Below are 26,872 nucleotides of genomic sequence, written 5' to 3'. Positions count from 1 at the left end.
GACGCAGACAGTACGCATGTACGGCAAGGAGCTGCAACGCCGCCGTCGGCATTTTCTCAGGCCCGCGTCTCCGGCCCGCCGTTTTCAGGTTCTCAAGCGCTCTTCGGCTCCAATGGGAAGCGTATCTTGTAATGCAATCCCATCCCCGGCGCACTGACCACCTTCACCGTGCCGCCCAGCGGCCCCGTCACCAGGTTGTAGAGAATATGCGCACCCAGGCCGCTGCCGCCGGAACCGCGCTTGGTCGTGAAGAAAGGGTCGAACAACTGGCCCAGGGTGGCGCTGTCCATGCCCATGCCGTCGTCGCTGTAGTCGAGTTCCAGCATCTCGCCGGCCGTGCGCACGCTGATCCTGATCTTGCCCGGCTCGCCTTCGACAAAGCCATGCACGAGTGAATTGACTACCATGTTCGTGACGATCTGCGAGACGGCGCCCGGATAGCTGCGCAGCTGCACCTCGGGCGCGCAATCGATCTCCACCTTGACGGGCTTGCCCTTCAGCTTGGGCTGCAAGGACAGCAGGATTTCATCGAGGTATTTGCGCAAGTTGAAGCTGCGCAATTCGTCCGACGACTGGTCCACGGCCACCTGCTTGAAGCTGCGCACCAGCGCCGCGGCGCGCTGCGTGTTCGTCGTCATGATGCGCAGGGTCTGGTCGATGATGTCGAAGAATTGCCGCAAGCCATCTTCATCGAGCTGGCCGCCTTCCAGGTCTTCGCGCGTGAGCTTCAATTCCTGCACCAAATGGCTGGTGGCCGTCACGCAAATGCCCAGCGGCGTATTGATTTCATGCGCCACGCCCGCCACCAGGCGTCCCAGCGAAGCCAGTTTTTCCTGGCGCACCAGTTCCGACTGCGCTTCCTGCAAGGCGCTCAGGGCGCTGTTCAGGGCCGCGTTCTGCTCTTCCAGCGCTTCCTTGGCGCGGCGCATGGCGCTGTCGGCCTGGATGCGGGCCATCGCCACGGCCACGTGGCTGGCCATGAAGGCCAGCACGTCCAGTTCCGCCTGGCCATACACGACGGACGTGTCATAGCTTTGCACGATGATCACGCCATATTTCCGGTCGCCCAGCAGCATGGGGGCGCCCATCCAGCTGGCGATGCTGGTATTGCCCAGCGGCTCTTCCATTTCGCCGCTGGCCACCAGCGCCGCATAGCTGCCGGCATCGAGCAGGCAAGCCTGGCGCCGCGCCAGCACATAGGAACTCATGCCGATGCCGTAATGAAAGCGTTTCACGGGCGCCTGCGCATCCTTCTCGTCGACGAAATACGGGATCGTGATGTCCTTGTTGTCCGGGTGGTACAGGGCGATGAGGAAATTCTTCGCCGTCACCAGCTCGCTGATGATGGCGTGCAGGCGCGTATACAAGGTCGTCGCATCGGATGCCTGCGCCGACAGGTTGGCAATTTCATACAGCGCATGCTGCAGGTTTTCCGCGCGGCGCCGCTCGGCCACCTCGTGCGCCAGCAGGGCCGTGCGCTCCTGCACCGCCTTTTCCAGCCGGTCCATGCTTTGCATGCCTTGCAGCGCGCTCGACACGTGCGTGGCGATCAGCGCGAACAGGGCCTGGTCTTCCAGGCTGAAGCGGTGCTGGGCGTCGTAGCTCTGGATGACGATGGCGCCCAGCACCTGGTGCTGCTGGTCCAGCAGCGGACAGCCGATCCAGTGCTCGGCCGCCGTGCCCCCGCCCCAGGCGCCGCCGCCGATGGCGCGCATGGCGTCGTCGTCGGCCGTCATCACCAGCTGCTTGCGGTTGACGATGACCCAAGCCGTGGGCGACTGCGCGGCGCTGGCCAGGCGCACGCCCTCGTCCGGGTCGGGCGCGGCGTCGAATTCGTCGACAAAATACGGAAAGCGCACGAGGCCGTCGTCGCGGTCGCTGAGCGCGACATAGAAGTTCGCCGCATACATGATGCGTCCCAGCGCCGCATGCACCGCCTGCAGGAATTCACTGATATCGCTGCAGGTGCTCGAGCGCTGCCCGATTTCCAGCAACACGGTTTGAACGGCTTCCAGGCGGCTGAGGCGGCTTTCCATGGGTGACTATGTACCTTGTGCAAGTATATGTTCTGAAAATCAATATTATCAGTTCAGCCCAGCCTTGGCACGGCATAAAACGGAGAATCTTGCCTTGAGGCAGAGCAACACACGCCACGCGCGCATTTGCCACGCTGGCAATACAGTGGCAGACTAGGCCCCTTCCTACAGACCAGACCGTCCTCATGACTGCCACGCTACGCGCCTCGCTTCGCCCCTACACCCTCGCCGGCCTGCTGGCCTTTGCCGCGCTGGGCATGCCGCCCCTGTGCGCCGCGCCAGCCAAGGCGCCGGCGGCGGAAACGGCCGATGGCGGACGCTATTTCGGCCCCCTCGTCGCCGGCAAGATGCATGGCCAGGGCCGGCTCGAATATGCGAGCGGTGCGTTTTACGAAGGGGGCTTCGCGCGCGGCGTGTTTTCCGGCCAGGGCAAGCTGCGCCAGGCGTCCGGCGTCGAATACACGGGCGCGTTCAGTCAGGGCGCCTTCGATGGCCTCGGCCGCTACACCTCGCCCAAGGGCGAAATTTACACGGGCAACTTCGTCAAGGGCAGCTTCGAGGGCGTGGGCCGCTTCCAGGGCGCCGACGGCGCCACCTTCGAAGGCCATTTCAAGCACTGGCGCCCGCACGGCGCCGGCAAGCTGACCGACACGGACGGCACCGTCTTCGAAGGCGAATTCGTCCAGGGCCAGGTGCAGGGCAAGGCCACCGTCACCACCAGCGACGGCATCCATTACGAAGGCGAGCTGAAGGACTGGAAATTCGAAGGCCAGGGCGTGCTGCGCACGGCCGACGGCGACGAATACCGGGGCGGCTTCAAGAATGGCCAGTTCGACGGCAAGGGCGTGCTGCGCTACGCCGTGGCGCAGGCGGACGGCCGGCGCGAAGACAGCGGCAACTGGACGGAAGGCCAGCTGGACGACCCGGCCCTGGACAAGCTCACGCGCGACAATATCGAGCTGGCCCTGTACAACCAGCGCACCTTGCTCGACGGCGCCCTGGCGCGCATCGCGCCGCGCGATGCGGCGAAAAAGATCAATCTGTATTTGTTGGGCGTGGCCGGCGATGGCGCACAGGAAGTGTTTCACCGCGAAACGGCCTTCGTGCAGCGCCAGTTCGACCGCGATTACGGCACCGTGGGCCGCTCCTTGATGCTCGTCAACAGCCGCAACACGGTGGCGCAGCAGCCGATGGCCACGCGCACCAGCATCGCCGCCAGCCTCGACGCGCTGGGCGCGAAGATGGACAAGGCCAACGACATCCTGTTCCTGTTCCTCACCAGCCATGGCTCGCCCGAGCACGAACTGGCGCTGGCGCAAAACGGCATGGACCTGCACAGCCTGCCCGCGCAGGAACTGGCGTCCATGCTCAGGCACAGCGGCATCCGCTGGAAAGTCATCGTGATCTCGGCCTGCTATGCGGGCGGCTTCATTGCCCCCTTGAAAGATGACAACACCCTCATCATCACGGCCGCGCGCAGCGACCGCACTTCGTTCGGCTGCGACGACCAGAACGATTTTACGTATTTCAGCGAAGCGTATTTCAAGGAAGCCTTGCCGAAAAGCAGCAGCTTCACGGAAGCGTTCGACAAGGCCAAAGTGCTGGTGCAGGCGCGCGAGGCGGCCGATTTCCGCGAAGGCGGCATGGAAGCGGAAGAGCATTCCGAGCCGCAACTGTTCCAGGGCAAGGCCATCGCCGCGCAATTGAAGGCGTGGCGCGCCCAGCCGCGCTGACATGGGCACGCCCGCCCGCCTTTCTGTACAATAGCCGTCACCATGCGTAAATTCTTCCTCATTTTGCTGCTGTTCGTGCTTCCGCTCCAGATGTCCTGGGCTGCGGCGAGCGCGTATTGCCTGCACGAGGAAGGCAAGGCGGCGCAGCACCTGGGCCACCACAGCCACCAGCACAAGGCGGATGCGGACAAGCAGCCCGCGGGCGATAAAAAAGTGGCGGACCAGCAGAAAAAAAGCCAGCCGCACAGCGACTGCAACGTCTGCCACGGCATCGGCCACGCATGGCTGCCGGCCGGCTCCAGCCTGCCCATCGGCGACATGGCTTCCGTGAACGCGGACACTTCCCCCTTCTTTTACGCTTCCCACATCCCGGACGCTCCCAAGCGCCCCGACTGGTCGTCGGCCACCTAGGCCGACGGGACGTCCCCTTTTGTCATAACGCAATGCGCGCCCTGAAATAATCCGGGCGCAGGCCTGCGCGTCCCGTCGAATTCTTTTTCCATACCTTGGAGAATTCGATGCACCGATCCATGTATCTATTGCTACTCTCTGCTGGCCTGCTGGCCGGCAACTTTGCCCATGCGCAATCTGGCGTGGAACCCGCCGCGCCCCTGACCCTGCCTGCCGCGCTGGCCCTGGCGGAGGGCGGCAACGCCACCCTGTCGGCCGCCCGCCATGAACTGGCGGCCCAGGGCGGCGCCCTGCAGCAGGCACGCGCCTTGCCCAACCCGGAATTGCAAACCGTGCTGGAAGACACGCGGCGCGCCACGCGCAGCACCACCGTGCAGCTCAACCAGCTCATTGAGCTGGGCGGCAAGCGCGGTGCGCGCGCCGCCGTCGCCCGGCGCGGCGCAGACCTGGCGCAGGCGGGCCTGTCCCTGCAACAGGCGGACACGCGCGCCGCCGTCACGTCCGCCTTTGTCGACGTGCTGGCCGCGCAGGAAGGCTTGCGCCTGGCCGACAGCGCGCAGGCGCTGGCCGCGCGCGCCAGCGACATCACGGCGCGCAGGGTGACGGCCGGCAAGGCGTCTCCTGTCGAGGAAACCCGCGCCAGGGTGGCCGAAGCGAGCGTGCGGCTGGAACTGAACCTGGCGCGCAGCACCCTGGCCAGCGCCCGCCAGCGCCTGGCCGCCCTGTGGGGCAATGCCACGCCCCGCTTCACGCTGGCAGAGGGACGCCTGGAAACCTTGCCGGAGCTGCCCCCGGCCAGCGAACTGGCGGCGCGCCTGGCCCAGGCCCCTGCCGTGCGCCAGGCGCAAAGCGCACTGGCCCAGCGGCAAGCCATGCTGGACGTGGAACAGCGGCGTTCCACGCCCGACGTCACGCTCAGCATCGGCATGAAGCGCTCGGAAGAGCTGGGCCGCAACCAGGCCATCATCGGCCTGGCCCTGCCGCTGCCTCTGTTCGACCGCAATGCGGGCAACAAGCTCGACGCCTTGCGCCGCAGCGACAAGGCCAGCGACGAGCTGGCTGCCGCCCGCATCGCCGTGCAAACGGCCGTGGCCGCCGCCAGCGAACGCCTGGCCACGGCCCGGCTCGACGTGGAAAGCTTGCGCCAGGACATCTTGCCTGGCGCGCAAAGCGCCTACGACGCGGCCAGCAAGGGATTCGAGTTCGGCAAGTTCGCCTTCCTCGACGTGCTCGACGCCCAACGCACCTTGCTGCAAGCCAAAAACCAATATCTGCGCGCGCTGACGGAAGCGCAGCACGCCGCCGCCGACATCGAGCGCCTGCTGGGCACACCAGCTCCTCTGTAAGGAACACCCTCCATGAACATCACACGCAACAAAAAGCAGGCGATCGCCATCGCTTCCATCGCCGCCGCCGGCATCGTGCTGGCCGTTCTCATCCTTGGCACGGGCAATTCCAAGACCCCGCCGCCCGCCGCCGCCAAGGCGGAGGCGCATGTGGAAAAGAAAGACGAACACGGCCACGAAGAAGTGGAAGGCAAGCTGGAATTGACGGCTGCGCAAAGCAAGGCAGCCGGCGTCGTCATCGCCACGGCCGCGCCCGGCCGCATCAAGACGACGGTGGCCCTGCCCGGTGAAATCCGCTTCAATGAAGACCGCACGGCCCACGTCGTGCCGCGCCTGGCTGGCGTGGTGGAAGCCGTGCACGCCGACCTGGGCCAGCTGGTCAAGAAGGGGCAAGTGCTGGCCGTCATCGCCAGCACGGAACTGTCGGAACAGCGCAGCGCACTGCTGTCGGCGCAGCGGCGGCTGTCGCTGGCCCGCTCCACGTATGAGCGCGAAGAAAAACTGTGGCGCGAGAAGATTTCGGCCGAACAGGATTATCTGCAGGCGCAGCAAGCGTGGCGCGAAGCGGAAATCGCCGTGCAGAACGCCCAGCAAAAGCTCAGCGCGCTGGGTGCCAACTCCACCGGCAAGGGCCCGCTGAACCGCTACGACATCCGCGCGCCGTTCGACGGCATGGTGCTGGAAAAACACATCACCCTGGGCGAAGCCGTCAAGGAAGACGCGAACATCTTCGTCATTTCCGACCTGTCGACCGTGTGGGCGGAAATCGCCGTGCCCGCGAAAGACCTGGCCACCGTGCGCATGGGAGGCAAGGCAGAGGTGAAAGCGTCCGCGTTTGATGCCAGCGCGCAAGGCACGATCACCTACGTGGGCGCCTTGCTGGGCGAACAGACGCGCACGGCCAAGGCACGCTTCAGCTTGCTGAACCCGGACATGGCGTGGCGCCCGGGCCTGTTCGTCACGGTGGAAGTCGTGTCCGGCGAAGCGGACGCGCCCGTCACCGTGCAGAGCACGGCCATCCAGACGGTGGAAGACAAGCCCGTCGTCTTCGTGCAGGTGAAAGATGGCTACCAGGCCACGCCCGTGGTGCTGGGCCGCAGCGATGGCAGCTTGACGCACATCAAGCAGGGCCTGGCCGCCGGCACGCCGTACGCGGCGCAAGGCAGTTTTGTCCTGAAGTCCGAGCTGGGCAAGGACTCCGCCGGTCACGAACACTGATCACGTCAAGGCTAAGGAAACCATCATGTTTGAACGCTTGATCCGCTTTGCCATCGACCAGCGCTGGCTGGTGATGCTGGCCGTGGCCGCCATGGCTGGCCTGGGCATCTACAGCTATCAAAAGCTGCCCATCGACGCCGTGCCCGACATCACCAATGTCCAGGTGCAAATCAATACCCAGTCCGCCGGCTATTCGCCGCTGGAAACCGAGCAGCGCGTCACCTTCCCCATCGAGACGGCCATGGCCGGCTTGCCCAACCTGGAGCAGACGCGCTCGCTGTCGCGCTACGGCCTGTCGCAAGTGACCGTGATCTTCAAGGATGGCACGGACATCTATTTTGCGCGCCAGATGATCAACGAGCGCTTGCAGGAAGCCAAGGAAAGCTTGCCAGCAGGCATCACACCGAAGATGGGCCCCGTTTCCACGGGCCTCGGCGAAATCTACCTGTGGACGGTGGAAACGCAGGACGGCGCGAAAAAGCCCGACGGCACGCCGTACACGCCGACGGACTTGCGCGAAATCCAGGACTGGATCATCAAGCCGCAGTTGCGCAATGTCACGGGTGTCACGGAAATCAATGCCATCGGCGGCTACGCCAAGCAATACCAGGTGGCGCCCTACCCGGAAAAACTGGCCGCCTACGGCATCAGCCTGCAAGACGTGGTGACGGCGCTCGAGCGCAACAACAGCAACGTGGGCGCCGGCTACATCGAACGGCAGGGCGAGCAACTGCTGATACGCGCGCCGGGCCAGGTGGCGTCCAAGGACGACCTCGGCAACATCGTCGTCGCCAATGTGCAGGGCGTGGCCATCCGCATCCGCGACGTGGCCGACGTGGTGCTGGGGCGCGAGCTGCGCACGGGCGCGGCCACGGAAAACGGCCGTGAAGTGGTGCTGGGCACGGTGTTCATGCTGATCGGCCAGAACAGCCGCGCCGTCTCGCAAGCCGTCGACAAGAAGATGGTGGAGATCAACCGCAGCCTGCCGAAAGGCGTGCACGCCGTCACCGTGTATGACCGCACGGTGCTCGTCGACAAGGCCATCAATACGGTGAAGAAAAACCTGCTGGAAGGCGCCGTGCTGGTGATCGCGATTTTGTTCCTGTTCCTCGGCAATATCCGCGCGGCCGTCATCACAGCCATGGTGATTCCGCTGGCCATGCTGTTCACGTTTACGGGCATGGTGCAATACCACGTGAGCGCCAACCTGATGAGCCTGGGGGCGCTGGACTTCGGCATCATCATCGATGGCGCCGTGGTGATCGTGGAAAACTGCGTGCGCCGCCTGGCCCATGCGCAGCAAAAACTGGGACGACCGTTGACCTTGCAAGAACGTTTTCACGAAGTGTTTGCGGCATCGCAAGAGGCGCGCCGGCCCTTGCTGTATGGTCAGCTGATCATCATGGTCGTGTACCTGCCCATCTTCGCGCTGACGGGCGTGGAAGGCCGCATGTTTACGCCGATGGCCCTGACGGTCGTCATCGCCCTGCTGGGCGCCATGCTGCTGTCGATCACCTTCATCCCGGCCGCCGTGGCGCTGTTTATCGGCGACAAGGTGGCGGAGAAGGAAAACGCCATCATGCGCGCCGCCAAGCGCTGGTATGCGCCGCTGCTGGACAAGGTGATGCGCAACACGCCCGTCGTGCTGACGGGCGCGGCGGTGGCCGTGGTGCTGTCGGGCCTGCTGGCCACGCGCATGGGCAGCGAATTCGTGCCCAGCCTGAACGAGGGCGACATCGCCATCCAGGCCTTGCGCATCCCCGGCACCAGCCTGACGCAATCGCTGGCCATGCAGCAACAGCTGGAAAAAAAGCTGATGAGTAACCACAAGGAAATCGCGCGCGTGTTCGCCCGCACGGGAACGGCCGAGATCGCGTCCGACCCCATGCCGCCGAATATTTCCGACGGCTACATCATGCTCAAGCCCCGCAAGGAATGGCCGGAGCCGAAGAAATCGCGCGAGCAATTGCTGGCGGAAATCGAAGCGACGGCCAGCAGCTTGCCCGGCAATAACTACGAGTTTTCGCAACCGATCCAGCTGCGCTTCAATGAACTGATTTCCGGCGTGCGCAGCGACGTGGCCGTGAAACTGTTCGGCGACGACATGCTTGTCCTCGACGGCACGGCGGCGAAGATCGCTGGCGTACTGGGCAAGATTGCGGGCGCCACGGAAGTGAAGGTCGAGCAGACGACGGGGCTGCCCATGCTGACGGTGCAGATCGACCGCGAGCAGACGGCCCGCTACGGCCTCAACATTGCCGACGTGCAGTCGGCGATTGCCACGGCCATCGGCGGGCAGGAAGCGGGCACGTTGTTCCAGGGCGACCGCCGCTTCGACATCGTCGTACGCCTGCCCGACAGCCTGCGCAGCGACCTGGAGCAACTGAAACGCTTGCCCATCGCCCTGCCCCTGGGCGCGGCGGCGGAAGGCCGCGCGCGCTTCATCCCGCTCGGTGAAGTGGCCAGCCTGCAAGTGGCGCCTGGGCCGAACCAGATCAGCCGCGAAGACGGCAAGCGCCGCATCGTCATCAGCGCCAACGTGCGCGGCCGCGACATCGGTTCGTTCGTGGCCGACGCCACGCAGCAGCTGCAAGCGCAGGTGGCCATTCCCGCCGGCTACTGGACCAGCTGGGGCGGCCAGTTCGAGCAATTGCAGTCGGCCACGAAGCGCCTGGAGCTGGTGGTGCCGGTGGCGTTGGCCCTCGTCTTCGTCTTGCTGTTCGCCATGTTCGGCAACGTGAAGGATGGCTTGCTCGTGTTCAGCGGCATCCCGTTCGCCTTGACGGGCGGCATCGTCGCCCTGTGGCTGCGCGACATTCCCATGTCGATCTCGGCGGCCGTGGGTTTCATCGCCCTGTCCGGCGTGGCCGTGCTGAACGGCCTGGTGATGATCGCCTACATCCGCCAGCTGCGCGAACAGGGCATGCCCTTGCAGGAGGCGATACGCGTAGGGGCCATCACGCGCCTGCGGCCCGTCTTGATGACGGCGCTGGTGGCCTCGCTGGGCTTCGTGCCGATGGCCATCGCCACGGGCACGGGCGCTGAAGTGCAGCGTCCGCTGGCCACCGTGGTGATCGGCGGCATCCTGTCGTCGACGGCCTTGACCCTGCTGGTGCTGCCGCTACTGTACCGGCTGGCGTACCGCAAGGAAGACGAGGTGGAAATGCACACCGCGCCCGAAGGCGCGGCGGTGTAGTCCTGGAACCAGGCGTAGCAAAATCGTAGCGAGCGGCTTCGAGGCTCGGCGCCCCCTTGTGGCTGAGAAGCGCAGCTGTACTTAAGTACAGCGAGCATCGGAGGCCGCAAAGCGTGCCGCGCAGTAGATTTTGCTAGCCTGGGCGGCGGTAGCCGCCTTCGATCCAGTTCGCCGCCGACGTGGCGTTGAACTTGAAGGCGGCCGAGGTGCGCACCTTGGCGATCTGCTCGCCGTCGGCGTCGTAGGCGCTCAGTTCCGCATACGGGTGGTCTTCGTCGGGCACGATGTCGAACATCACCTTGATCTGCCCCTCGTCGGTGGCGACGAACAGGTTCTTGTGCAATTGCGCATGCAGCTGCTGCTCGTGGCGGCGCAGCACTTCCGAGGCCGTCTTGACCAGCGTGTTGAACGCGTTGACGTCGAGCGGCTTCGGGTTTTTCTTGTCGCGGCCCATGGTCCATGGGCCCACCAGCGCTGGCTCCGGTTCGCCATCCTTGATCATGGCCACGGCCCAGCCTTCATCTTCCTCGTTCTTGATCACGCGCGCCGTCCAGCCATTGCCTACCCACAGGCGCGGCTCCTGGATCGGGGCGTCATTGTCCTGCTCGGCTGCTTCGTCGGAAAAATCAGGGAAATCGGTACTCATGGCGGTGCTCGTGATGGAAGGTCGGGGCTAGCATGATAGTCGAAAACGCCCACCCGTGCCGCCTTGCCGCAAGGTAAGGCGCGGCCCGCCATAGTCGATTCCGGCAAGAAGACAAGTTATCAATGTAGTGGATTTACTCTAGCAATCACGCTTTGATATTTCTCAAGTAAACCTATTATTATTTTGCAATCTGAATTGTGTTTTTTATATTTAAATGTTGCATGTAGTAATGCTTGGCCTTAAGAAACTCCTGTCTCATGCGACGTCCCTCGTCCTCGCACGCCGCACTGCCTCGCCACGCCAGGCACTTTCGTCGTTCCTGATAAAAATAGTTGTGCACACCTATACATTCGAGGGATTCAACATGAAAATCTTGTCTACTCTGGCCTGCGCCACGCTCGCCGTCGCCGCAGGCAGTGCCAGCGCAATTCCCACCTTCACTACCGGCGGTACGGTACTGGCAGGCGAGGGGCTGGTCACGTCGGTCGCGGGCGCCACCACCATCGATTTCAATGATGGCCTGCTACCCGGCAATTACACGGGTAACGTCTTTACCAGCGATCACCCGAGCTACGCCGCGCAGCCACCGAACGATCTGACGGCCTTCTATTCCGTCGGCGTGACGAATGGCCAGATCACCCCTGGCGTCGCTACCTTCGGTGGCGGGCTGAGCTATTTTGGTTTCTACATGGGCTCGCCAGATGCGTATAACAGCGTCGTCTTCACCATGGGTGATCAAAGCACGGTCACCTTGACGGGATCGCAAATCGCCACCTTGGGCAGTGTCAGCTCCAATGGCGATCAATCGGTCGGCCTGTATGTGAACGCGTGGGCGGGCGAAGGGGCAAAATTTACCTCGGTCGCCTTCCACTCGACAGGCCAGGATGCCTTTGAAAGCGACAACCACGCCTTCATCTGCGCCGTCCCCGAACCGGAAACCTATGCCATGCTGCTGGCCGGCCTGGGCTTGCTGGGCTTCATGCTGCGCCGCAAACAATCCTGATTCCAGGCATGCACCAGCAAAAGCCCGCGCTGCGGGCTTTTGTCATTACCAGGCTGCTCGTTTCTTTCGACGACCAGGCATCAGCACATGGACATGGCAGGCCGGTTGGGCCAGGTCAGCGGCGGACCGGGCGGTACCCAGCGCGGGTCGATGGCCGGCAGCGGCGCATGGTAATTGAAGGGATTGATGATGATCGGCGGTATCGCCGATGGCGCGCCGACGGGCTCGGCGCAGGACTGCGTGGCGCTACGCTGGCGCATGGTGCGATGATCAGGGGGGGATAGCGATTGATCCCCGGTATCTGCAAACAAAAGCATGTTGCCCTCCTTGCGAGACTGAGGTATTCAGTATAGGACGGCTTGCGCGCATTACAAGAAAAGAAATCTTGTTCCAGATCAGTGTTTTTCTGCCCCCCAGCGCCTTCCATACCGTGAAAATGACAGCCTGTCGCACGCCGCTGGCGGCAAGCCGGGCGCATCCCTACAGTGTGAGCATGCAACACCCCATCACCCACACACCGAGACTTATCATGAAAAAATTGCTCACCTTCGTCCTCATCGTCATGCTCGCCTGCCTGTTCCTCGACAAGATCAGCGGCAGTGGCAGCGACATGCACATGCAGTTCAACGGCGACGATGTCGACGGTCCCCTGGAGTGGCTGTTCGGCCTGGTGTTTGCCGGCGGCGGCTTGCTGATCGCCGCCACCGCGGTGGTGTGCGCCGCCGTCATCACGGGAGTGGTCCTGGCCGGCGTGGGCGTGGTGCTGATCGCGGTGGTGGCGCTCTGCGTGGTGCTGGCGCTGGCCTTGAGCACGCCCGTGCTGCTGCCGCTGCTGATTCCCGTCGCCATCGTCTGGCTGATCGTCAGCCGCAACCGCAAGCAGGCGCAAGCGCGTCAGCACAGCCTGTAATCACTGCGCCATGAACTTGCTGAGCACGCCGTCGCCGCCACCGTCGTTCTGTTCGATGCGGTTGCGCCCGCCCCGCTTGGCCCGGTACAGCGCCTCGTCTGCGCGCGCCAGCACGGCGTCGCAATCGGCATCGGTACCGGCCATGGCGGCCATGCCGATGCTCACCGTGATGGTGATCACAATGCCGCCATCGATGGTCAGCGAACTTTCCGCCACGCGCCGGCGCAACCGTTCGGCGAACACGGCGGCGGCGCTCAGATCCGTGCCAGGCAGCAAGATGGCGAATTCTTCGCCGCCCACGCGGCCCGGCACGTCGACCTTGCGCAGCGCCTGGCACATCAGCGCGCCCAAGTGGCGCAGCACGGCATCGCCCACCGCGTGGCCATACTCGTCGTTGACGCGCTTGAAGTGATCGATGTCGAGCATCAGCACGCTGGCGCAGCTGGCTAGCTCGCGCTGCAGCCGCGCATGCTCGTTTTCCAGCGCCGCCATGAAGTGGCGCCGGTTCGGCAAGCCGGTCAAAAAATCCGTGGTGGCCAGTTGCAGCAGTTCCGCGTTCATGCGCTTGCGCTCGGTGATATCGAGCGAAGACACCATGACGAAATCGAGGCTGTCCGCATGGCCCGGCATCACCAGCAAGCTCAATTCATTTTGCCGCGCCGCACCATCGAGACGCACGAAGCTGCTCTCGCACTCGTACAGGTGGGCGCCGCCAGCCAGCGCCAGCAGCGCATCGCCAAAGCGCGGCAAGGCGCTGTCGTCGAAATTCTGCGCCAGGCCCAGCGCGCCGCGGCGCTGGTCGTCCTCGTTGGCGCGCACCTGCGCCAGCGCGGCGCCGTTCGCATCGATGATGCGCACCAGCCCCGCCAGCCGCTGCAGCGCGTCCGGATGGGCCTGGAAATGGGCGCCCAGGTCGCGCACGCCCGCTTCCTCGAGAACATCGAGCGCGGCGCGCACGGCCGACCAGTCCTGTTCCCACAGGGCCACGGGCGCATGGTCGTACAGGCTGCGGAAACGCGCTTCGCCGGCGCGCAGGGCCAGCGCCACTTGCGCCTGCTCAATGGCCATGCCGGCCAGGTGCGCCGCCTCGCTCAGCCGCGCCAGGTGCGCCGCGCCCGGCAAGGTGGGCTGGCGGTGATACGCCATCAGCACACCGAGCAGCTTGCCCGAGCCGCCACGCACGGGTTCGGCCCAGCACGATTGCAGCTGGGCCCGCCACGCCAGTTCCATCGTCTCTTGCGCATCGGCAACGGCGTGCAAGTCGCCCACGATCACGCGCAGGTCATCGCGCAAGGCTTGCGCGGCGATGCCATGCACGCCCTGCAGGGTGTCGAGGTCATGGCCATGGCTGGCCAGGTTGAAGAACGCGGGCAAGCCCGGCGCCGCGCCCAGCACCAGGCGGTGGCGGCTTTCATCAAGCAGTAAGATGCTGCACAGCATGGCAGGATGGTCCGCTTGCACGCTCAGCACCACGCTTTCCAGCACCCGTTCCAGCGGCGCGCCCGTGGCCAGCATTTCCAGCACTTGCCGCCGCGTATGCTCGCGCCGTTCCATCTGGCTGCGCTCGCTGATATCGCGAAACGTCCACAAGCGCGCCTGTTCATTGCCCAGTTGCATGCTGCGCACATATTGCTCGACCACCCGCCCATCGCGCAGGTGCAGCACGTCGCGCCGCTCGCGGTGGCCGTGCGGCGCGTGAACGCGTGCTCCGAGGAAAGGCGCCGCCTGCTCCAGCTGGCTTTCCACGTGGCGCACCAGCGCCGCGCCGTCGGCTTGCCAGTCGAGCGCATCGGGCACTTGCCACAGGTCGCGGAAGCGCCGGTTCGACGTGAAGATGCGGCCATCGATGTTGTCGACCAGAATACCGTCGATGGTCGAATCGAGGATGCTGCGCAGCATGGCCTGGCTGCGCTGCGCCGCCTCGGCCATCGCCAGCACGCTCGCCTGCCCCTGCTCCAGCTGGCCCGTCAGTTCGCTCGAACGCGCCAGCGCCGCCTGAGCGCGGGCGCGGCCCACCGCCAGCAGCCAGGCGGTCAGCGCCAGCACGATGCTGGCCAGCAAGCCGGTCAAGGCCACCAGCCGGGGCCGCGCCAGCAGTTCGCCATCGAAACCGGGCATGGCGCGCACGCGCAAGGTCCAGGCATGGCCGGCGATGGTGATCGCTTCCTGCGCCACCAGGCTGTCCGACGCGGCAGACGACAAGGCGCCCGGCAAGCTGTCATACATCAGGGCCGCCTCGGCCAGTTGCGCGCCATCATAGATTTCCAGGTCCAGCTGGCGCGCGCTCTCGCCGCCCACGCCGGCCATCAGGTCGCCCATGCGAAATGGCGCAAATACCCAGGCGCGCAAGGCGGCGCGCCGCTGCTCCACGCTGCCATGCAGCAAGCTATTCTCATACACGGGCAGCACGATGAGAAAACCATGCGACTGGGCGCTGCCGCCATCCTGTACCAGGTGGATCTTGCCCGTCATGGCGGCTTGCCCCGTGTCGCGCGCCTGTTCGAGCGCGGCGCGGCGCACGGGTTCGGAGCCGATGTCGTAGCCGAAGGCCAGCAGGTTGCTCTCGCTCAAGGGTTCCAGATAGGTGATCGGCGCATGCCAGGCGCGCTGGCCGTGCGGACGCACGGCATAGCCGGGATAGCCTTCCGCGCGCACGCCGGCCTCGTGCCGCGCCAGGGCGCCGCCGGACAACAGCGGCAGGTAACCGATGCCATGGATGCCGGGAAAGTGGCGGTCCACCTGCTGCACCGCCAGGTAGGCGTGGAACTCGCGGCGCGTGACTTCCTGCGAACTGGCATACAGTCCCTGCACCCCGTGCAGCACCTGGATATAGGTCTGCATGCGGCCGGCGATGTTGTTGACCAGTTCGTGCACGCGGAAATCGAAATCGGCCCGCACCTGCTGTTCGCTGGCATCGTGGGCATTGCGCCAGGCGCCATACGTCAATCCCAGGCACAGCGCCAGCACCAGGGCGGCCAGCACGCGCGGTCCCACCCAGTGCGACACTGGCCCAGCAAACCACGACGTAGACGCGCGTGTAGGCATGACAGGATGACAAGCAGAACGGATATCAAACCGCTTCACGGCCAGCGACGTGGCTGGCGGCGGGCTGCAGGACTACCATCGGTAGTCGATGAGAATGATAGTACGTTACAGCGGGCGGCCTTGCAATGCTGAACATTGTATTAAAAAAATCACATATTTCGCCAATGCAATGATGTGTACTCCAGGAAAATTCGATGCCGTGAAAACAATCCACCACTCGCTGATATGATCGCCCCGCAATCCATCACCTGGGAGTCGCGTTTGCAACAGGATAGCTGGCAGGGAACACTCTGGCTGGCGCCGGACTTCGCCATCTTGCATGGCGCGGCGGGCGCCACGGCCAGCCACGCCCATTATGCGCACCAGTTGATGCTGAGCACCGGGGCGCCTTTCACGGCCGAGCTCGACGGCATCGTCCACACGGCGCGGCACTTGCTGGTCGATAGCCTGCGTCCGCACGCCATCCTGGCCGCCCCGGCGCCCATGCTGACCATCTATGCGGAGCCGCAGCGCCTGGGCGGCCCGGCCCTGCTGGCAGCGGCCAGCAGCGCAGGCATGCCCAGCCTGGACAGTCTGGCCGCCGCGCTGCAGGCGCAGCCGCGCGAACACTTGCCCGATCCCCGCTTGCGGCGCGCGCTGGACAAGGTCGACACGTTGTTGTCAGGCAAGGTCAGCGCGGCCGCCGTGGCCGAGGCGGCGCATTTGTCTCTGAGCCAGCTGGAACGCCTGTTCAGCGCCCAGCTGGGCTTGCCCGTGCGGCGGCTGGTGCTGTGGCGCCGCCTGCGCCTGGCCATCCGTTTCATTGTGCTCGGCAGCACCCTGACGGAAGCGGCCCACGGCGCCGGTTTTGCCGATGCCGCGCATTTTTCGCGCACCATGCGCAGCCTGTTCGGCGTGCGCGCCGACCGCAGCTTGCGCCAGCTCAACGTCAAGCTGCTCGATTGATGGCTTTACGCAAGTCCGCCGGCAATGCGGGCGCGCGCACGCCCTCTTCCGCGCGAAACGGTTCCAGCAGCTGCGCCCCGTACGCGGCCGGGTAATCGGGACGGCTGCCGATGCCCAGGTCCTCGCCCCGCATGCGGTAGCCGGGCGCGTCGAAACGCGTGCCCAGCAAGCGGTCCCAGCAGGTAAAGAACAGGCCGAAATTCACGTCGCCGGCCGTACCGTATTTCATGTGGTGAAAACGGTGCAATGGCGCCCAGGCAAACACGTGACGCAATGGCCCCATGCGCATGTCGACATTCGCGTGCTGCAGCAGCAGCTGGATCGCCACGGCAAACGCCAGCACGCCCATGACACGCTCCGGTATGCCCAGCAGCAACAAAGGCAGCATGCCGCCCGCCGCTTCCAGCAGCAGGTGCAGCGGGTGTTTCATCCAGCCGTTAAAACCGTACAGGCGCGTCACGCTGTGGTGCACGGCATGCAGTTTCCACAGAAAATAGTAGCGGTGGCTCAGGTAATGCACGAGCGTGATGCCGCAGTCCGCGATGAGGATGGCCAGCAGCAGCTGCGCCCAGAACGGCAACTGGCCGGGCCAGAACGGCCCCAGCGCCAGGTGCCCGGCCAGCAAGGGGAAGATGGCCAGGCCCAGCAGGTACAGCGCTTCATTGACGAACGCGTGCGCAATGTCGCGCCAGCCGTCGCCATGCTCGTGGTTCCACGCGCCGTCATACGGCAGGTAACGCTCGGCCAGGAAGGATGTGAGCAGGGCCAGCAGCAACAGCGGCGGCAAGACCCGGAGGGGGAGTTGGCACAGCGCCACCAGCACGGTGGCGGCGCCGATGAAGCCGGCCCAGAACACGGGGCCGTACAGCGCGGCAAAGAGGGATTTCATGGCAAGACGCTCCTGTGGCAAAAACCACAGCATGGCCTTGTCCCCCGCCCCGCCGCTTGAAGAAACGGCGCAAACTGCTTATTTGGCGGCCAGTTTCGCAGCCTTGCGCGCCGCGTATTGCTGGTAACCATTCGCGCGCAGGGCGCAGGCGGGGCAGGTGCCGCAGCCATAGCCCCAGTCGTGCAATTCTCCCCGCTCGCCCAGGTAGCACGTATGCGTGCCGCTGCGGATCAGGTCGACCAGCGGCTGGCCGCCCAGGTCTTCCGCCAGATCCCAGCTTTGCGCCTTGTCCAGCCACATCAGCGGCGTTTCCAGCTTCAGGCGCGTATCCATGCCCAGGTTCAGGGCCACTTGCAGGGCCTTCATGGTGTCGTCGCGGCAATCCGGATAGCCGGAAAAATCCGTCTCGCACATGCCGCCGACCAGCACCGTCAAGCCGCGGCGGTAGGCCACGGTGGCGGCCACCGTCATGAACAGCAAGTTGCGTCCAGGAACAAAAGTGTTCGGCAAGCCGTTTTCCTGCATGACGATCTCGACGTTCTGCGTCATGGCCGTATCGGAAATGGCGGAAATCAGGGACAGGTCGATCATGTGATCCTGGCCCAGGCGGCTATCCCACTCGGGCGACTGCCGGCGCATCTGTTCCAGCACGCCGGGACGCACGGTCAGTTCGATCGCATGGCGCTGTCCATAGTCAAAGCCGATAGTTTCCACGCGGCTATAGTGTTTCAAGGCCCAGGCCAGGCAGGTGGTGGAATCTTGTCCACCGCTAAAGAGCACCAGTGCGGAGTCCGTTGCTAGCATAATTTCTTTCTTTGAGTTTTGTTCTGTCCAATAGTGCGCGGGGAAACGAGATTCCCCATGCAAAAAATACTTATTCGTCCGCCATCAGTTTACCTATTCCGGTAACATGCAGTCAGCATTTACTCATCTGGAGCACCATGTTTTCTGCACGACCCATACGGCATACGGTTGCCGGCAAGGCGATACGACCACGAATTTTGGCACAAGTAGTGACAAAAGCAATGGGTCAACTGACACTGGCGGCCGCCGGCAGTGTCATCTTGCTGTTCCCCATCGCCCAGGCCGCCGCGCAGGAGGGTGCGCAACAGAGCACGCAAGACGCGCCCGCCGACAGCGCCGCCACGGAAGCGGCGCCCGCCCCGCTGCAGTACGAGGTCAAGGTCAATGCACCGGGTGATCTCGATGAGTTGCTCGAAAAAAACCTGGACCTGGAACGCTTCCGCGGCAACCCGCGCATGGACCGCGAGCAATTGCAGCGCCTCGTCCGTGATACGCCCGAGCAAGCCAGGAACCTCATCGCCACGGCCGGCTACTATACGCCCGTCGTCACGGTGCGCGTCGATACGTCGGGCGCCAAGCCTGTCGTCATCGTCGACGTCGATCCGGGCGAGGCGGTCACCATCGACAAGGTCGAGCTGGAATTGCGCGGCTTCGACCCCACGCCGCCGCTGGCTGCCAGCGAGCCCTACGATACGGAAGCCCTGAAGCGCAGCTGGTCGCTGAAGACGGGCAGCGTGTTTCGCCAAGCCGACTGGGAATCGGCCAAGCGCGCCCTGCTGCGTGAAGTGGTGCAGACGCGCTACCCGCGCGCCCAGCTGGTCGACACGCAAGCCGTGGTCGACCCGGAAACGCATAAAGTCTCGCTGCTGGTGGTGCTCGACAGCGGCCCCGAGCTGCGCTTCGGCGAGCTGCGCATCGAAGGCTTGAAACGCTACGATCCCAGCATCATCCGCAACCTCGACAAGATACGTCCGGGCGAGTACTACAGCGAATCGGCGCTGCAATCGTTGCAGGCGCGCCTGCAGGACACGGGCTACTTTGCCAGCGTGGAAGTGAGCGCCGACATGAGCAGCATCCTCAGCGAGCAGATCGAGGCCGGCCAGGAAAGCCAGCAAGCCGAGGCCGAAGGTGCCAGCGCCGGGACCGGGGCCGCCGCCGAAGCCAAGCCCGTCAACCGCGGCCCCGCACCGCTGCTGCCGCTGGTGGTGCGCGTGACGGAAAACAAGCAGCAGAACGTCAGCGCCGGTCTCGGTTTCAGTACGAACACGGGGAATCGCGCCCAGCTCAACTATGACAACCTGAACGTGTGGGGCACGCGCTTCAAGAGCGCGATCACCATGGAAACGAAGAAACAGGCGGCGCACGCCAATTTTTACTTTCCGACGACCGAGCGCGGCTACAACGACAGCGCGGGCGCCTCGTTCGAGCGCAGCGACATTTCCAACGAAATCACGGCCGTCACGACCATCTCGGCCAAGCGCAACTGGGGCGGCACCAACCTCGAGCGCAGCCTGACGTTCGAGTTCCTCAGCGAAGACAAGACGGTGGTCGGCCTGGAACAGACGCGCAGCAAGAGCTTGCCGTTGACCTATGCCATCACCAAGCGCAGCCTCGACAGCCTGCTGTTCCCCACCAGGGGCTACGTCATCAACGCCCAGGTGGGCGGCGCCCTGCTGCCCGTGCTGACGGACGAGCGCTTCGTGCGCGTGGCCGGCAAGGCCGTGTATTACCGTCCGCTCGGTGAAAAAGGCGAGCTGATCGTGCGCGGCGAAATGGGCGCGCTGGGTTCGAAGGAAAAACGCGGCGTGCCGGCCGTCTACCTGTTCCGCGCGGGCGGCGACCAGTCGGTGCGCGGCTATGGCTACCAGGAACTGGGCGTGAAGGAAGGCGACGCCACCATCGGCGGGCGCTACATGCTCACCGGCAGCGCCGAATACCAGTACTGGTTCAAGCCGAAGTGGGCCGTTGCCGCCTTCTATGACGCCGGCAACGCGGCCGATACCGTGAAGGCGGCCATGACGCCGAAATCGGGCTACGGCCTGGGCGGGCGCTACAAGAGCCCCGTCGGCCCCATCAATGTCGACGTGGCGTATGGCCACGCCGTCCACGCTTACCGTTTGCACTTCTCTCTGGGATTCACTTTCTGATGTCCGATATTACTACCGAGTCCCCCAACGGCGCCGCGCCGCCACCGCCGGCGAAAAAGGCCCGCCGCTGGCCCCGCTATGTGGCGATCGCCGTCGCCAGCCTGGCCGTGCTGCTGGGCGCCGCCTTCTGGTTCCTGGGCCGCGAATCGACCCTGCAGATGCTGGTGCAAAAAGTGGCCAGCGCCAGCGGCGGCGAGATCGCCGTGTCGGGCGTGTCCGGCTCGCTGTACAACCGCATGCACCTGGGCCACGTCAGCTACCGCAGCAAGACGCAGCACATCACGGCCGAGAATATCGACATCAACTGGTCGCCGTTCCAGTTCTTCTCGGAAGGCATCGCGATCAGCGAACTGCACGTGGCCAGCCTGTCCGTGGAAAGCACGGCGCCCTCCGAGGAACCATCGACGATGCCTGCCAGCCTGGCTTCGCCGTTCAAGATCGGCATTGCCGACGCGCGCCTGGACAAGGTGACCCTGGTGAGTCCGGGCGGCAACACGGTGTTTGAAAAGATCCATTTCACCTTGTCGGGCGACAAGACGCAATGGCAGCTGGAAGACGCCTCGGCCCTCACGCCCTTCGGCCAGGCCACGGCCAGCGCGACGATTGCCGCCACGCAACCGTTCAAGCTGTCAGGCAAAGCCGGCTTGACGCAGATCAACCCCGCCGCCGGCGAAAAACCGGCCGCCCTGGCCCTGCAACTGGGCGGCGACCTGAATGTGCTGAACGTCACGGCCAAGGGCAGCGCGGGCGCGGCCACGGCCGATGCCCAGCTGGCGCTGGCGCCGTTCGACCCCGTCATCATCCTGCGCTCGGCCAGCATCCGTGGCCGCAACATCAATCCGGGCAAGTTCGACGCGACCTTGCCGCAGGCGGACCTGAGCCTGGAACTCGACGCCGCCATCGATACGCGCCCAAGCGCGCAAAGCGTGTCGGGCAAGCTGGCCATCCTCAACCACGCGACACCGGGCCCCATCGACCAGCAAAAGCTGCCGCTGCGCCAGTTCGAGGCGAGATTAGGCGGCACCCTGACGGCCACCACCCTGGAGTCGGCCCTCATCGATTTCGGCACCGCAGGCAAATTCACGGGCAGCGGCAAGCTGAACCGCGACGCGGCCGATGCCCCCATCGGCAATGCGCAGCTGACCTTGCACACAGACAAGATCGACTTGCAGCACATTTACAGCAGCATCAACAGCACGAAGATCGTCGGCGATATCGTGCTCGACAGCGACGGCAAGACGCAAACCCTGCGCGCCAAGCTGGGCGAAGCCAAGCTGCGCCTGGACGTGGAAGCCACCCTCGCCGATTCTCTCGTGCAATTGCGCAAGGCGACCTTGCAAGCGGGCAAAAGCAGCGTCAACGCGACGGGCCAGATCAGCCTGAAGGATGAACAACCGTTCAAGGCAGTGGCCAGCACCAGCCGCCTGAACCCCGCCGACTTCGGCGCCTTCCCCGTGGCCGACCTGAACCTCGACGTGCGCGCCAACGGCCACGTGGCGCCGCAATGGCTGGCGAATGCGGATTTCACCGTGCGCCCCAGCAAGCTGCTCGACCAGCCCCTGTCCGGCAAGGGCAAGCTGACGGCCGATGCGGCCCATTTCAGCGGCATCGACGTGCAATTGGCGCTGGGCAAGAACAACGTGACGGCCAAGGGCAACTTCGGCGGCGCCGGCGAAAAACTCAACTGGAACGTCGATGCGCGGCAACTGTCCGCCCTGCAGTCCGACTTGCTGGGCAGCGTGCTGGCCAGCGGCGTGGTGCAAGGCACCATGCAGCAGCCGCGCACGACGTTTGTTGCCGATGCGAAAGGGCTTGGCTTGACCAGCGGCAAGCGTCCCGCGCCGGACAGCGCCATCCATGCCAGCGGCGACGTGGGCTTGACGGGGCCGAAGCAGGCAGCGGAACTGAAAGTGACGGGTTCCTTGCAAAAGATCAACCCGGCCGCATTTGGTGCTGCACTGCCCAACGGCAACGTCAACGCGGATTTCAACGGCAGCGGCCGCCTGAGCGGCGACTGGCAAGTGGCCCTCAACCTGGCCCTGCGCGAATCGACCTTGCAAAATGCCCCGCTGGCCGGCTACGCCAAGCTGTCGGCCAATGCGAAAAGGGTCGATAGCGTGGATACGGAACTGCGCCTGGGGCCGAACAGTCTGCTGGCCAAGGGCGCGCTGGGCGGCGCCACGGACAAGCTGACGTGGAAACTTGATGCGCCGCAACTGTCGACCCTGGGCCCCCGCTTTGCCGGCGTGCTGCAAGCGTCCGGTTCCGTCAGCGGCAAGATGGACGCGCCGGCCGCGCAGCTGACGCTCGATGGCCGCGATCTGACCTTCTTTGGCGACCAGCAATTGAAATCCATCAAGGGCAGCGCCAGCGTGGGCGCCGGCCAAGGCGCGCTCGACCCCATGGCCAGCAGCCTCGACATTACAGGCTACAGCACGCCCACCTTCAAGCTGGGCAGCGCCCGCCTGGCCACGACGGGCACGCGCGGCAGCCATACCGTGAGCCTGGCGGCGCGCAACGACGATTTCGATGCCACCGTGCAAATCCGCGGCAGCCAGAGCGGCGCCAGCTGGACGGGCACGATCGACAGCCTGCAAAACAAGGGCCGCTATGCGCTCGTGCTGCAAGCGCCCGTGCCCGTGAAAGTGGCGGGCCCTGCCGGCAGCGGCGTGGCAGGCCTGGGCCAGCCGGAGCAGATCAGCGTGGGCAACACCGCCATCAAATTGCCAGCAGGCAGCATCACCATGCAAAGCCTGGTCAAGAACGGCCCCCGCTGGACCAGTTCCGGCCAGGCGGCCGGCGTGGCGCTGACGTATCTGGCGCAAGTGATTCCCTCGCTGCAAGCCAATGCGCGCAGCGACCTGACCTTGGGCGCGCAATGGTCGCTCGACATGCAGGTGCCGACGGCGCAGCAGAAAGATCCCTCCCTGGCGGGCATGCTGCACCTCTACCGCGAAAAAGGCGACGTAACGGTGGGCGTGGAGCAGCCGCTGGCGCTGGGTTTGCGCACCCTCGACGCCCGCGTGGATGTTGCCAACCAGCAGCTGCGCCTGGCCGTGAAACTCGACGGCGCACGCGCGGGGCAGAGCGATATCAATGCCACCGTGCAAATGCTGGGCGGACGCATCAGCAACGACAGCGCCCTCTCCCTGACGGGCACGACCAGCATCGATACACTGGCCTGGCTGGCGCCGCTGACGGGCCAGCCGGGCCTGGAACTGGGCGGCGCCTTGAAAGTGGCGCTGTCCGGCAGCGGCACCATCGGCGCGCCGCAATTGAATGGCGACATCAACGGCAGCAAGCTGCTGGTGAACTGGGCCGACCAGGGCTTGAAATTGCGCAATGGTGTGCTGCAAGCCAAGCTGGCCGGCGATCAATTGCAATTGCAGCGCCTGAGCTTTGACGGCGGCGATGGCAAGGTGCAGGCAGACGGCTGGGTACGCTTTGCGAATGGCGAAGCGAGCCTGGAACTGAAATTGATGGCCGACCGGCTGCAGGCGCTGTCGCGCCCCGACCGCACCTTGATTCTGTCGGGCAACAGCACCCTGGTGCGCAACGACAAGCGCTTCAGCTTCGAGGGCAAGTTCAAGGCCAACCGCGCGCTGATCGAGCTGGCGCCGCAAGACACGCCCACGCAAAGCAGCGACGTGGTGGTACTGGGCAAGGAAGTCAAGGGCAGCAAGGAAGCGCCGTCGCTGCCCCTGAATATCGACCTGGAATTTGACCTGGGCAATGCCTTCCACCTGCGCGGCATGGGCATCGATGCGGACCTGGCGGGCAATGTGCGCGCCAGGGTCATCAACCGCGCTGCGCCGCGCGTGACGGGCAGCATCAAGGTTGTCACAGGTCAATACGCCGCCTACGGACAAAAGCTGTCGATCGAACGGGGCTTGATCGCCTTCACGGGCGCCTACGACAACCCGTCGCTGAACATCCTGGCCGTGCGCAAGCGTCCCGAAGGCGAAGCCTTGTCGGAAACGAATGTGGAAGCGGGCGTGGAAGTGCGCGGCACGGCGCAGGCGCCGACGGCCAAGCTGGTGTCCACCCCGAGCGTGTCGGACAGCGACAAGCTGGCCTGGCTGATCCTGGGACACGGCGCGGAAACGGCGGCCGGCGATGAAATGGCCCTCTTGACGACGGCGGCAGGCGCCCTCTTCGGCGGCTCCGGCGGCGGCTTGCAGGGCAAGCTGGCCAATTCGCTGGGACTCGACGAAGTGGGCCTGTCGCAGGCGCAAGGGCTGGAAAGCACGGTCGTCACCGTCGGCAAGCGCCTGTCCTCGCGCGCCTACCTGACGTTCGAGCAAGGCACGAGCACGGCGACGAGCCTGGTCAAGCTGCGTTACAAGCTGAACCGCCGCATCACCCTGCAATTCCAGACGGGCACGAACAATGCCCTGGACGTGTTGTACACGTGGGCGTTCGACTAATCAGACGTTGAAATGCAGAAACAACAAAGGGCGCCTCGGCGCCCTTTTCTTTGATCTGCCGCAAAGGCAAACTTACTCGGCCACGTCGAGGCCCCGCTCGATCATGCCTTCGACGTACGCGCGCAAATATTGTTCCAGCGCAGGGCCGGACAGCACATTGGCCGTCAGCGCGCCATGGGGCGAGCCCTTCAGCACGCCGTCGTGGTACACGCGCGCAATCCAGGCCACGTCCGTGCCCTGGGTGTAATCGAGTTCATAGTCGAACGATTCTCCGCTGACTTTGCGTGTGTAGACTTCCTTGACAATTGCCATCTAAAACAGCCTTTCTTGACGAGATTAACTGGGATGCGGGTGCGGCACGGGATCGTCCTGCGGCACCGGGTGCACGGGCCCCGGATGGTGCCCGGGCGCTTCTTGCGGCTCCGGCGCCGGCATGGGTTCATCGACGGGCGCCGGGTCGGGCGCGCGGTGGGCATGGATGACGGACATGGCTGGCCTCCCGGTGGACAAAAGAAGACCATACCACGAGATGCCCGCCGCCTGTCCATGTTTGCCTGCCGGCCTGACGTCCGCGGCCGGCGGCACGGCGTGACAAGGCATAGTGCTTGCATGCCATGTAAATGTCAACATGCAACTTTTACCGTTTGACAAGCATCGCCGCCCGTCCCCATCTGGCTTACAATCGCTGTTTTACCCGTACCCGATTGCATACATGGAAACCACCACCCTCGCCCTGCTGTTACTGGTCCCGCTGCTGGTCTGGCGCATCTACTCGCGCCTGAAGAAACTGGTGGCGCGCCAGAAGTCGCAGCTGTGGCGGCACTGGACGGTGGCGATCGCCTTCCCCGCGCTGCTGCTGTTCCTGGCGACGACGACGAAGTTCGACGTCCTGCCCCTGTCCAGCCTGGGCGCGGCCGCGCTGGCCGGCGGCTGGCTGGGCGTGCTGGGCTTGAAGCTGACGCGCTTCGAACAGGTCGGCAAGGACTTTTTCTTTACCCAGCACCGCTACCTGGGCCTGGCCATCACCATGCTGTTCATCGCCCGCCTGCTGTACCGTGGCATGGAAATCTACATGAATTCACGCGCCGACGTGCCCGTGCCGCCGCCACCGTTCGGCCAGAGCGCGCTGACGATGGCCGCCTACGGCCTCGTCATCGGCTACTACGCCGTGTATGCGTGGGGCCTGGTGCGCTGGCGCCAGCGCAACCAACCGCTGCAGGCGCCCGAATAAGTCATCCCGTCAGTAGTACTGGCACAGGCCTTCGCAAGTCGTCACCGACAGCGCCTGGCGTATCGTCGCCAGCGCCGGCGCCAGGGCGGGATCGAGGTCCTTGTCCGCATCAGCCAGGCTGCCCAGCAAACGCTCGCGCAACGGCGGCGCCATCAGCGCGACGTTCGGCGCTGCGTACTGCGCGGCCGCTTCCAGCATGCGCTTCTTTTGCGCCACGTTCCAGAACGGCACTTGCACGAACTGCACCACGCCGACATACAGGGTGGTCGAGCCCTTGCTGAAGGCGCGCGCGCGCATGCGCTCCGTACCGCTCACTACCTGCAGCGGCTGGCTACTGAATTCCTGCTCCATCAAGCCAATCAAGTGCGCATGGCAATGCATGCCAAAGGCAAAAAAAGTGCTCATTTCATCGCCATAATTGGCCAGGTTCTCCGTTACCTGGTCATTGCGCGCCTGCTGCAATTCGGCGCCGGACAGCGGCAGCGGCCGCTCGCTGCCAAACGTGTAATACGCCTTGCCGATGTTGGTTGCCCGTTCGCACAGGGCCACGCTCGGGTTGATGTCCTGCAACGCCGCGACGGGCGCCCGGAACAGGCCCGGCGCATCGGTAATCCGGGCAATCAGCGCTGCCACTTCAGGGTCGCCCAGGCGCGGCAAGCCGCTTTGCAGCGTAGCCTTGGCCATCAGCGCTTCCAGGCGCGCGCTGGCTTGCTGGAAATCGGTATAGCTGTCGGCCCAGGCGGCGGGTGCCATGAGGACGGAGGAAAGGCAGAACAGGCGGCCGAGGCGGCGCAACGGCATGGAAATCGACAGGGACATGGGATCAGGAAAACACTATTGGAAAATTGGCAATTATAGGTAATCTGTATCCACAGTGCATTTAAT

20 protein-coding genes are annotated in these 26,872 nt (G+C 64.7%); 11 read left to right on the top strand and 9 right to left on the bottom strand.

From position 1 onward, the window contains the following. Positions 1 to 92 precede the first annotated feature (92 nt). Positions 93 to 2,036: a GAF domain-containing sensor histidine kinase gene (locus O3299_RS23765; protein ID WP_305063325.1), complete on the bottom strand. Its 1,944-nt coding sequence runs from the start codon at positions 2,034 to 2,036 to the stop codon at positions 93 to 95. Between the two features lie 185 nt (positions 2,037 to 2,221). Here O3299_RS23765 and O3299_RS23760 point away from each other — a divergent pair, with 185 nt between their 5' ends. The 5 genes from O3299_RS23760 (at position 2,222) to O3299_RS23740 (ending at position 9,940) form a co-directional block, all read left to right on the top strand. Next, entirely contained in the window at positions 2,222 to 3,769 is a 1,548-nt protein-coding gene (locus O3299_RS23760) for a C13 family peptidase (RefSeq protein ID WP_305063324.1), read from the top strand. Positions 3,770 to 3,811: 42 nt separating this feature from the next. Then, the gene (czcI, locus tag O3299_RS23755; RefSeq protein ID WP_305063323.1) at positions 3,812 to 4,180 is read left to right on the top strand and encodes a cation efflux protein, CzcI family; all 369 of its coding nucleotides are present in this window, start codon (positions 3,812 to 3,814) and stop codon (positions 4,178 to 4,180) included. A 107-nt stretch (positions 4,181 to 4,287) separates the two neighbouring features. Beyond that, complete coding sequence (locus O3299_RS23750; RefSeq protein ID WP_305063322.1) at positions 4,288 to 5,526, top strand: TolC family protein; 1,239 nt, start codon at positions 4,288 to 4,290, stop codon at positions 5,524 to 5,526. Between the two features lie 12 nt (positions 5,527 to 5,538). After that, positions 5,539 to 6,744: an efflux RND transporter periplasmic adaptor subunit gene (locus O3299_RS23745; RefSeq protein ID WP_305053917.1), complete on the top strand. Its 1,206-nt coding sequence runs from the start codon at positions 5,539 to 5,541 to the stop codon at positions 6,742 to 6,744. A 25-nt stretch (positions 6,745 to 6,769) separates the two neighbouring features. Continuing rightward, complete coding sequence (locus O3299_RS23740; RefSeq protein ID WP_305053916.1) at positions 6,770 to 9,940, top strand: efflux RND transporter permease subunit; 3,171 nt, start codon at positions 6,770 to 6,772, stop codon at positions 9,938 to 9,940. Positions 9,941 to 10,073: 133 nt separating this feature from the next. Here O3299_RS23740 and O3299_RS23735 read toward each other — a convergent pair whose 3' ends face one another. Beyond that, positions 10,074 to 10,586 (bottom strand): hypothetical protein, encoded by a 513-nt coding sequence (locus O3299_RS23735; protein WP_152252198.1) that lies wholly within the window; start codon positions 10,584 to 10,586, stop codon positions 10,074 to 10,076. A 364-nt stretch (positions 10,587 to 10,950) separates the two neighbouring features. Between O3299_RS23735 and O3299_RS23730 the strand changes: the two genes are divergently transcribed. Continuing rightward, positions 10,951 to 11,589, top strand: coding sequence for a PEP-CTERM sorting domain-containing protein (locus O3299_RS23730; RefSeq protein ID WP_305053915.1), 639 nt, complete (start codon positions 10,951 to 10,953; stop codon positions 11,587 to 11,589). An 80-nt stretch (positions 11,590 to 11,669) separates the two neighbouring features. On the opposite strand, the gene O3299_RS23725 is transcribed toward O3299_RS23730, so the two are convergent. After that, positions 11,670 to 11,849 carry a hypothetical protein gene (locus tag O3299_RS23725; protein ID WP_077399114.1) on the bottom strand — a complete coding sequence of 60 codons (180 nt, stop codon included), beginning with the start codon at positions 11,847 to 11,849 and terminating at the stop codon, positions 11,670 to 11,672. Positions 11,850 to 12,118: 269 nt separating this feature from the next. On the opposite strand from O3299_RS23725, the gene O3299_RS23720 reads away from it, so the two are divergent. After that, positions 12,119 to 12,499 (top strand): hypothetical protein, encoded by a 381-nt coding sequence (locus O3299_RS23720; protein WP_305053914.1) that lies wholly within the window; start codon positions 12,119 to 12,121, stop codon positions 12,497 to 12,499. Here O3299_RS23720 and O3299_RS23715 read toward each other — a convergent pair whose 3' ends face one another. Continuing rightward, positions 12,500 to 15,544 (bottom strand): CHASE domain-containing protein, encoded by a 3,045-nt coding sequence (locus O3299_RS23715; protein ID WP_305063321.1) that lies wholly within the window; start codon positions 15,542 to 15,544, stop codon positions 12,500 to 12,502. A 225-nt stretch (positions 15,545 to 15,769) separates the two neighbouring features. Here O3299_RS23715 and O3299_RS23710 point away from each other — a divergent pair, with 225 nt between their 5' ends. Then, on the top strand, positions 15,770 to 16,489 hold the full coding sequence (locus O3299_RS23710) for an AraC family transcriptional regulator (protein ID WP_305053912.1): 720 nt from the start codon (positions 15,770 to 15,772) through the stop codon (positions 16,487 to 16,489). Here the strand turns inward: O3299_RS23710 and O3299_RS23705 are convergent. Then, positions 16,473 to 17,378, bottom strand: a complete 906-nt coding sequence (locus tag O3299_RS23705) for a sterol desaturase family protein (protein WP_305063320.1) — start codon at positions 17,376 to 17,378, stop codon at positions 16,473 to 16,475. The two genes, O3299_RS23710 and O3299_RS23705, sit on opposite strands and share 17 nt — an antisense overlap. Positions 17,379 to 17,456: 78 nt before the next feature. Then, on the bottom strand, positions 17,457 to 18,182 hold the full coding sequence (queC, locus tag O3299_RS23700) for a 7-cyano-7-deazaguanine synthase QueC (protein WP_289912302.1): 726 nt from the start codon (positions 18,180 to 18,182) through the stop codon (positions 17,457 to 17,459). A 221-nt stretch (positions 18,183 to 18,403) separates the two neighbouring features. On the opposite strand from queC, the gene O3299_RS23695 reads away from it, so the two are divergent. Continuing rightward, positions 18,404 to 20,329 carry an autotransporter assembly complex family protein gene (locus tag O3299_RS23695; protein WP_305063319.1) on the top strand — a complete coding sequence of 642 codons (1,926 nt, stop codon included), beginning with the start codon at positions 18,404 to 18,406 and terminating at the stop codon, positions 20,327 to 20,329. Further along, positions 20,329 to 24,756: a translocation/assembly module TamB domain-containing protein gene (locus O3299_RS23690; RefSeq protein WP_305063318.1), complete on the top strand. Its 4,428-nt coding sequence runs from the start codon at positions 20,329 to 20,331 to the stop codon at positions 24,754 to 24,756. Before O3299_RS23695 ends, O3299_RS23690 begins: the two co-directional genes overlap by 1 nt. A gap of 72 nt (positions 24,757 to 24,828) precedes the next feature. Here O3299_RS23690 and O3299_RS23685 read toward each other — a convergent pair whose 3' ends face one another. Next, entirely contained in the window at positions 24,829 to 25,068 is a 240-nt protein-coding gene (locus O3299_RS23685) for a hypothetical protein (protein ID WP_099378551.1), read from the bottom strand. A 24-nt stretch (positions 25,069 to 25,092) separates the two neighbouring features. Continuing rightward, a complete protein-coding gene (locus tag O3299_RS23680; protein WP_168208500.1) occupies positions 25,093 to 25,245 on the bottom strand; it encodes a hypothetical protein in 153 nt (50 codons plus the stop codon). 223 nt (positions 25,246 to 25,468) lie between these two features. On the opposite strand from O3299_RS23680, the gene O3299_RS23675 reads away from it, so the two are divergent. Next, complete coding sequence (locus O3299_RS23675) at positions 25,469 to 25,987, top strand: hypothetical protein (RefSeq protein ID WP_305053908.1); 519 nt, start codon at positions 25,469 to 25,471, stop codon at positions 25,985 to 25,987. A gap of 9 nt (positions 25,988 to 25,996) precedes the next feature. On the opposite strand, the gene O3299_RS23670 is transcribed toward O3299_RS23675, so the two are convergent. Next, positions 25,997 to 26,806, bottom strand: coding sequence for a hypothetical protein (locus O3299_RS23670; RefSeq protein ID WP_305063317.1), 810 nt, complete (start codon positions 26,804 to 26,806; stop codon positions 25,997 to 25,999). Between the last annotated feature and the right edge of the window lie 66 nt (positions 26,807 to 26,872).

The sequence above is a fragment of the Janthinobacterium sp. SUN176 genome (genome assembly GCF_030587335.1).
Taxonomy (GTDB): Bacteria; Pseudomonadota; Gammaproteobacteria; order Burkholderiales; family Burkholderiaceae_D; genus Janthinobacterium; species Janthinobacterium kumbetense.
This window is presented reverse-complemented; position numbering and strand designations above follow the sequence as displayed.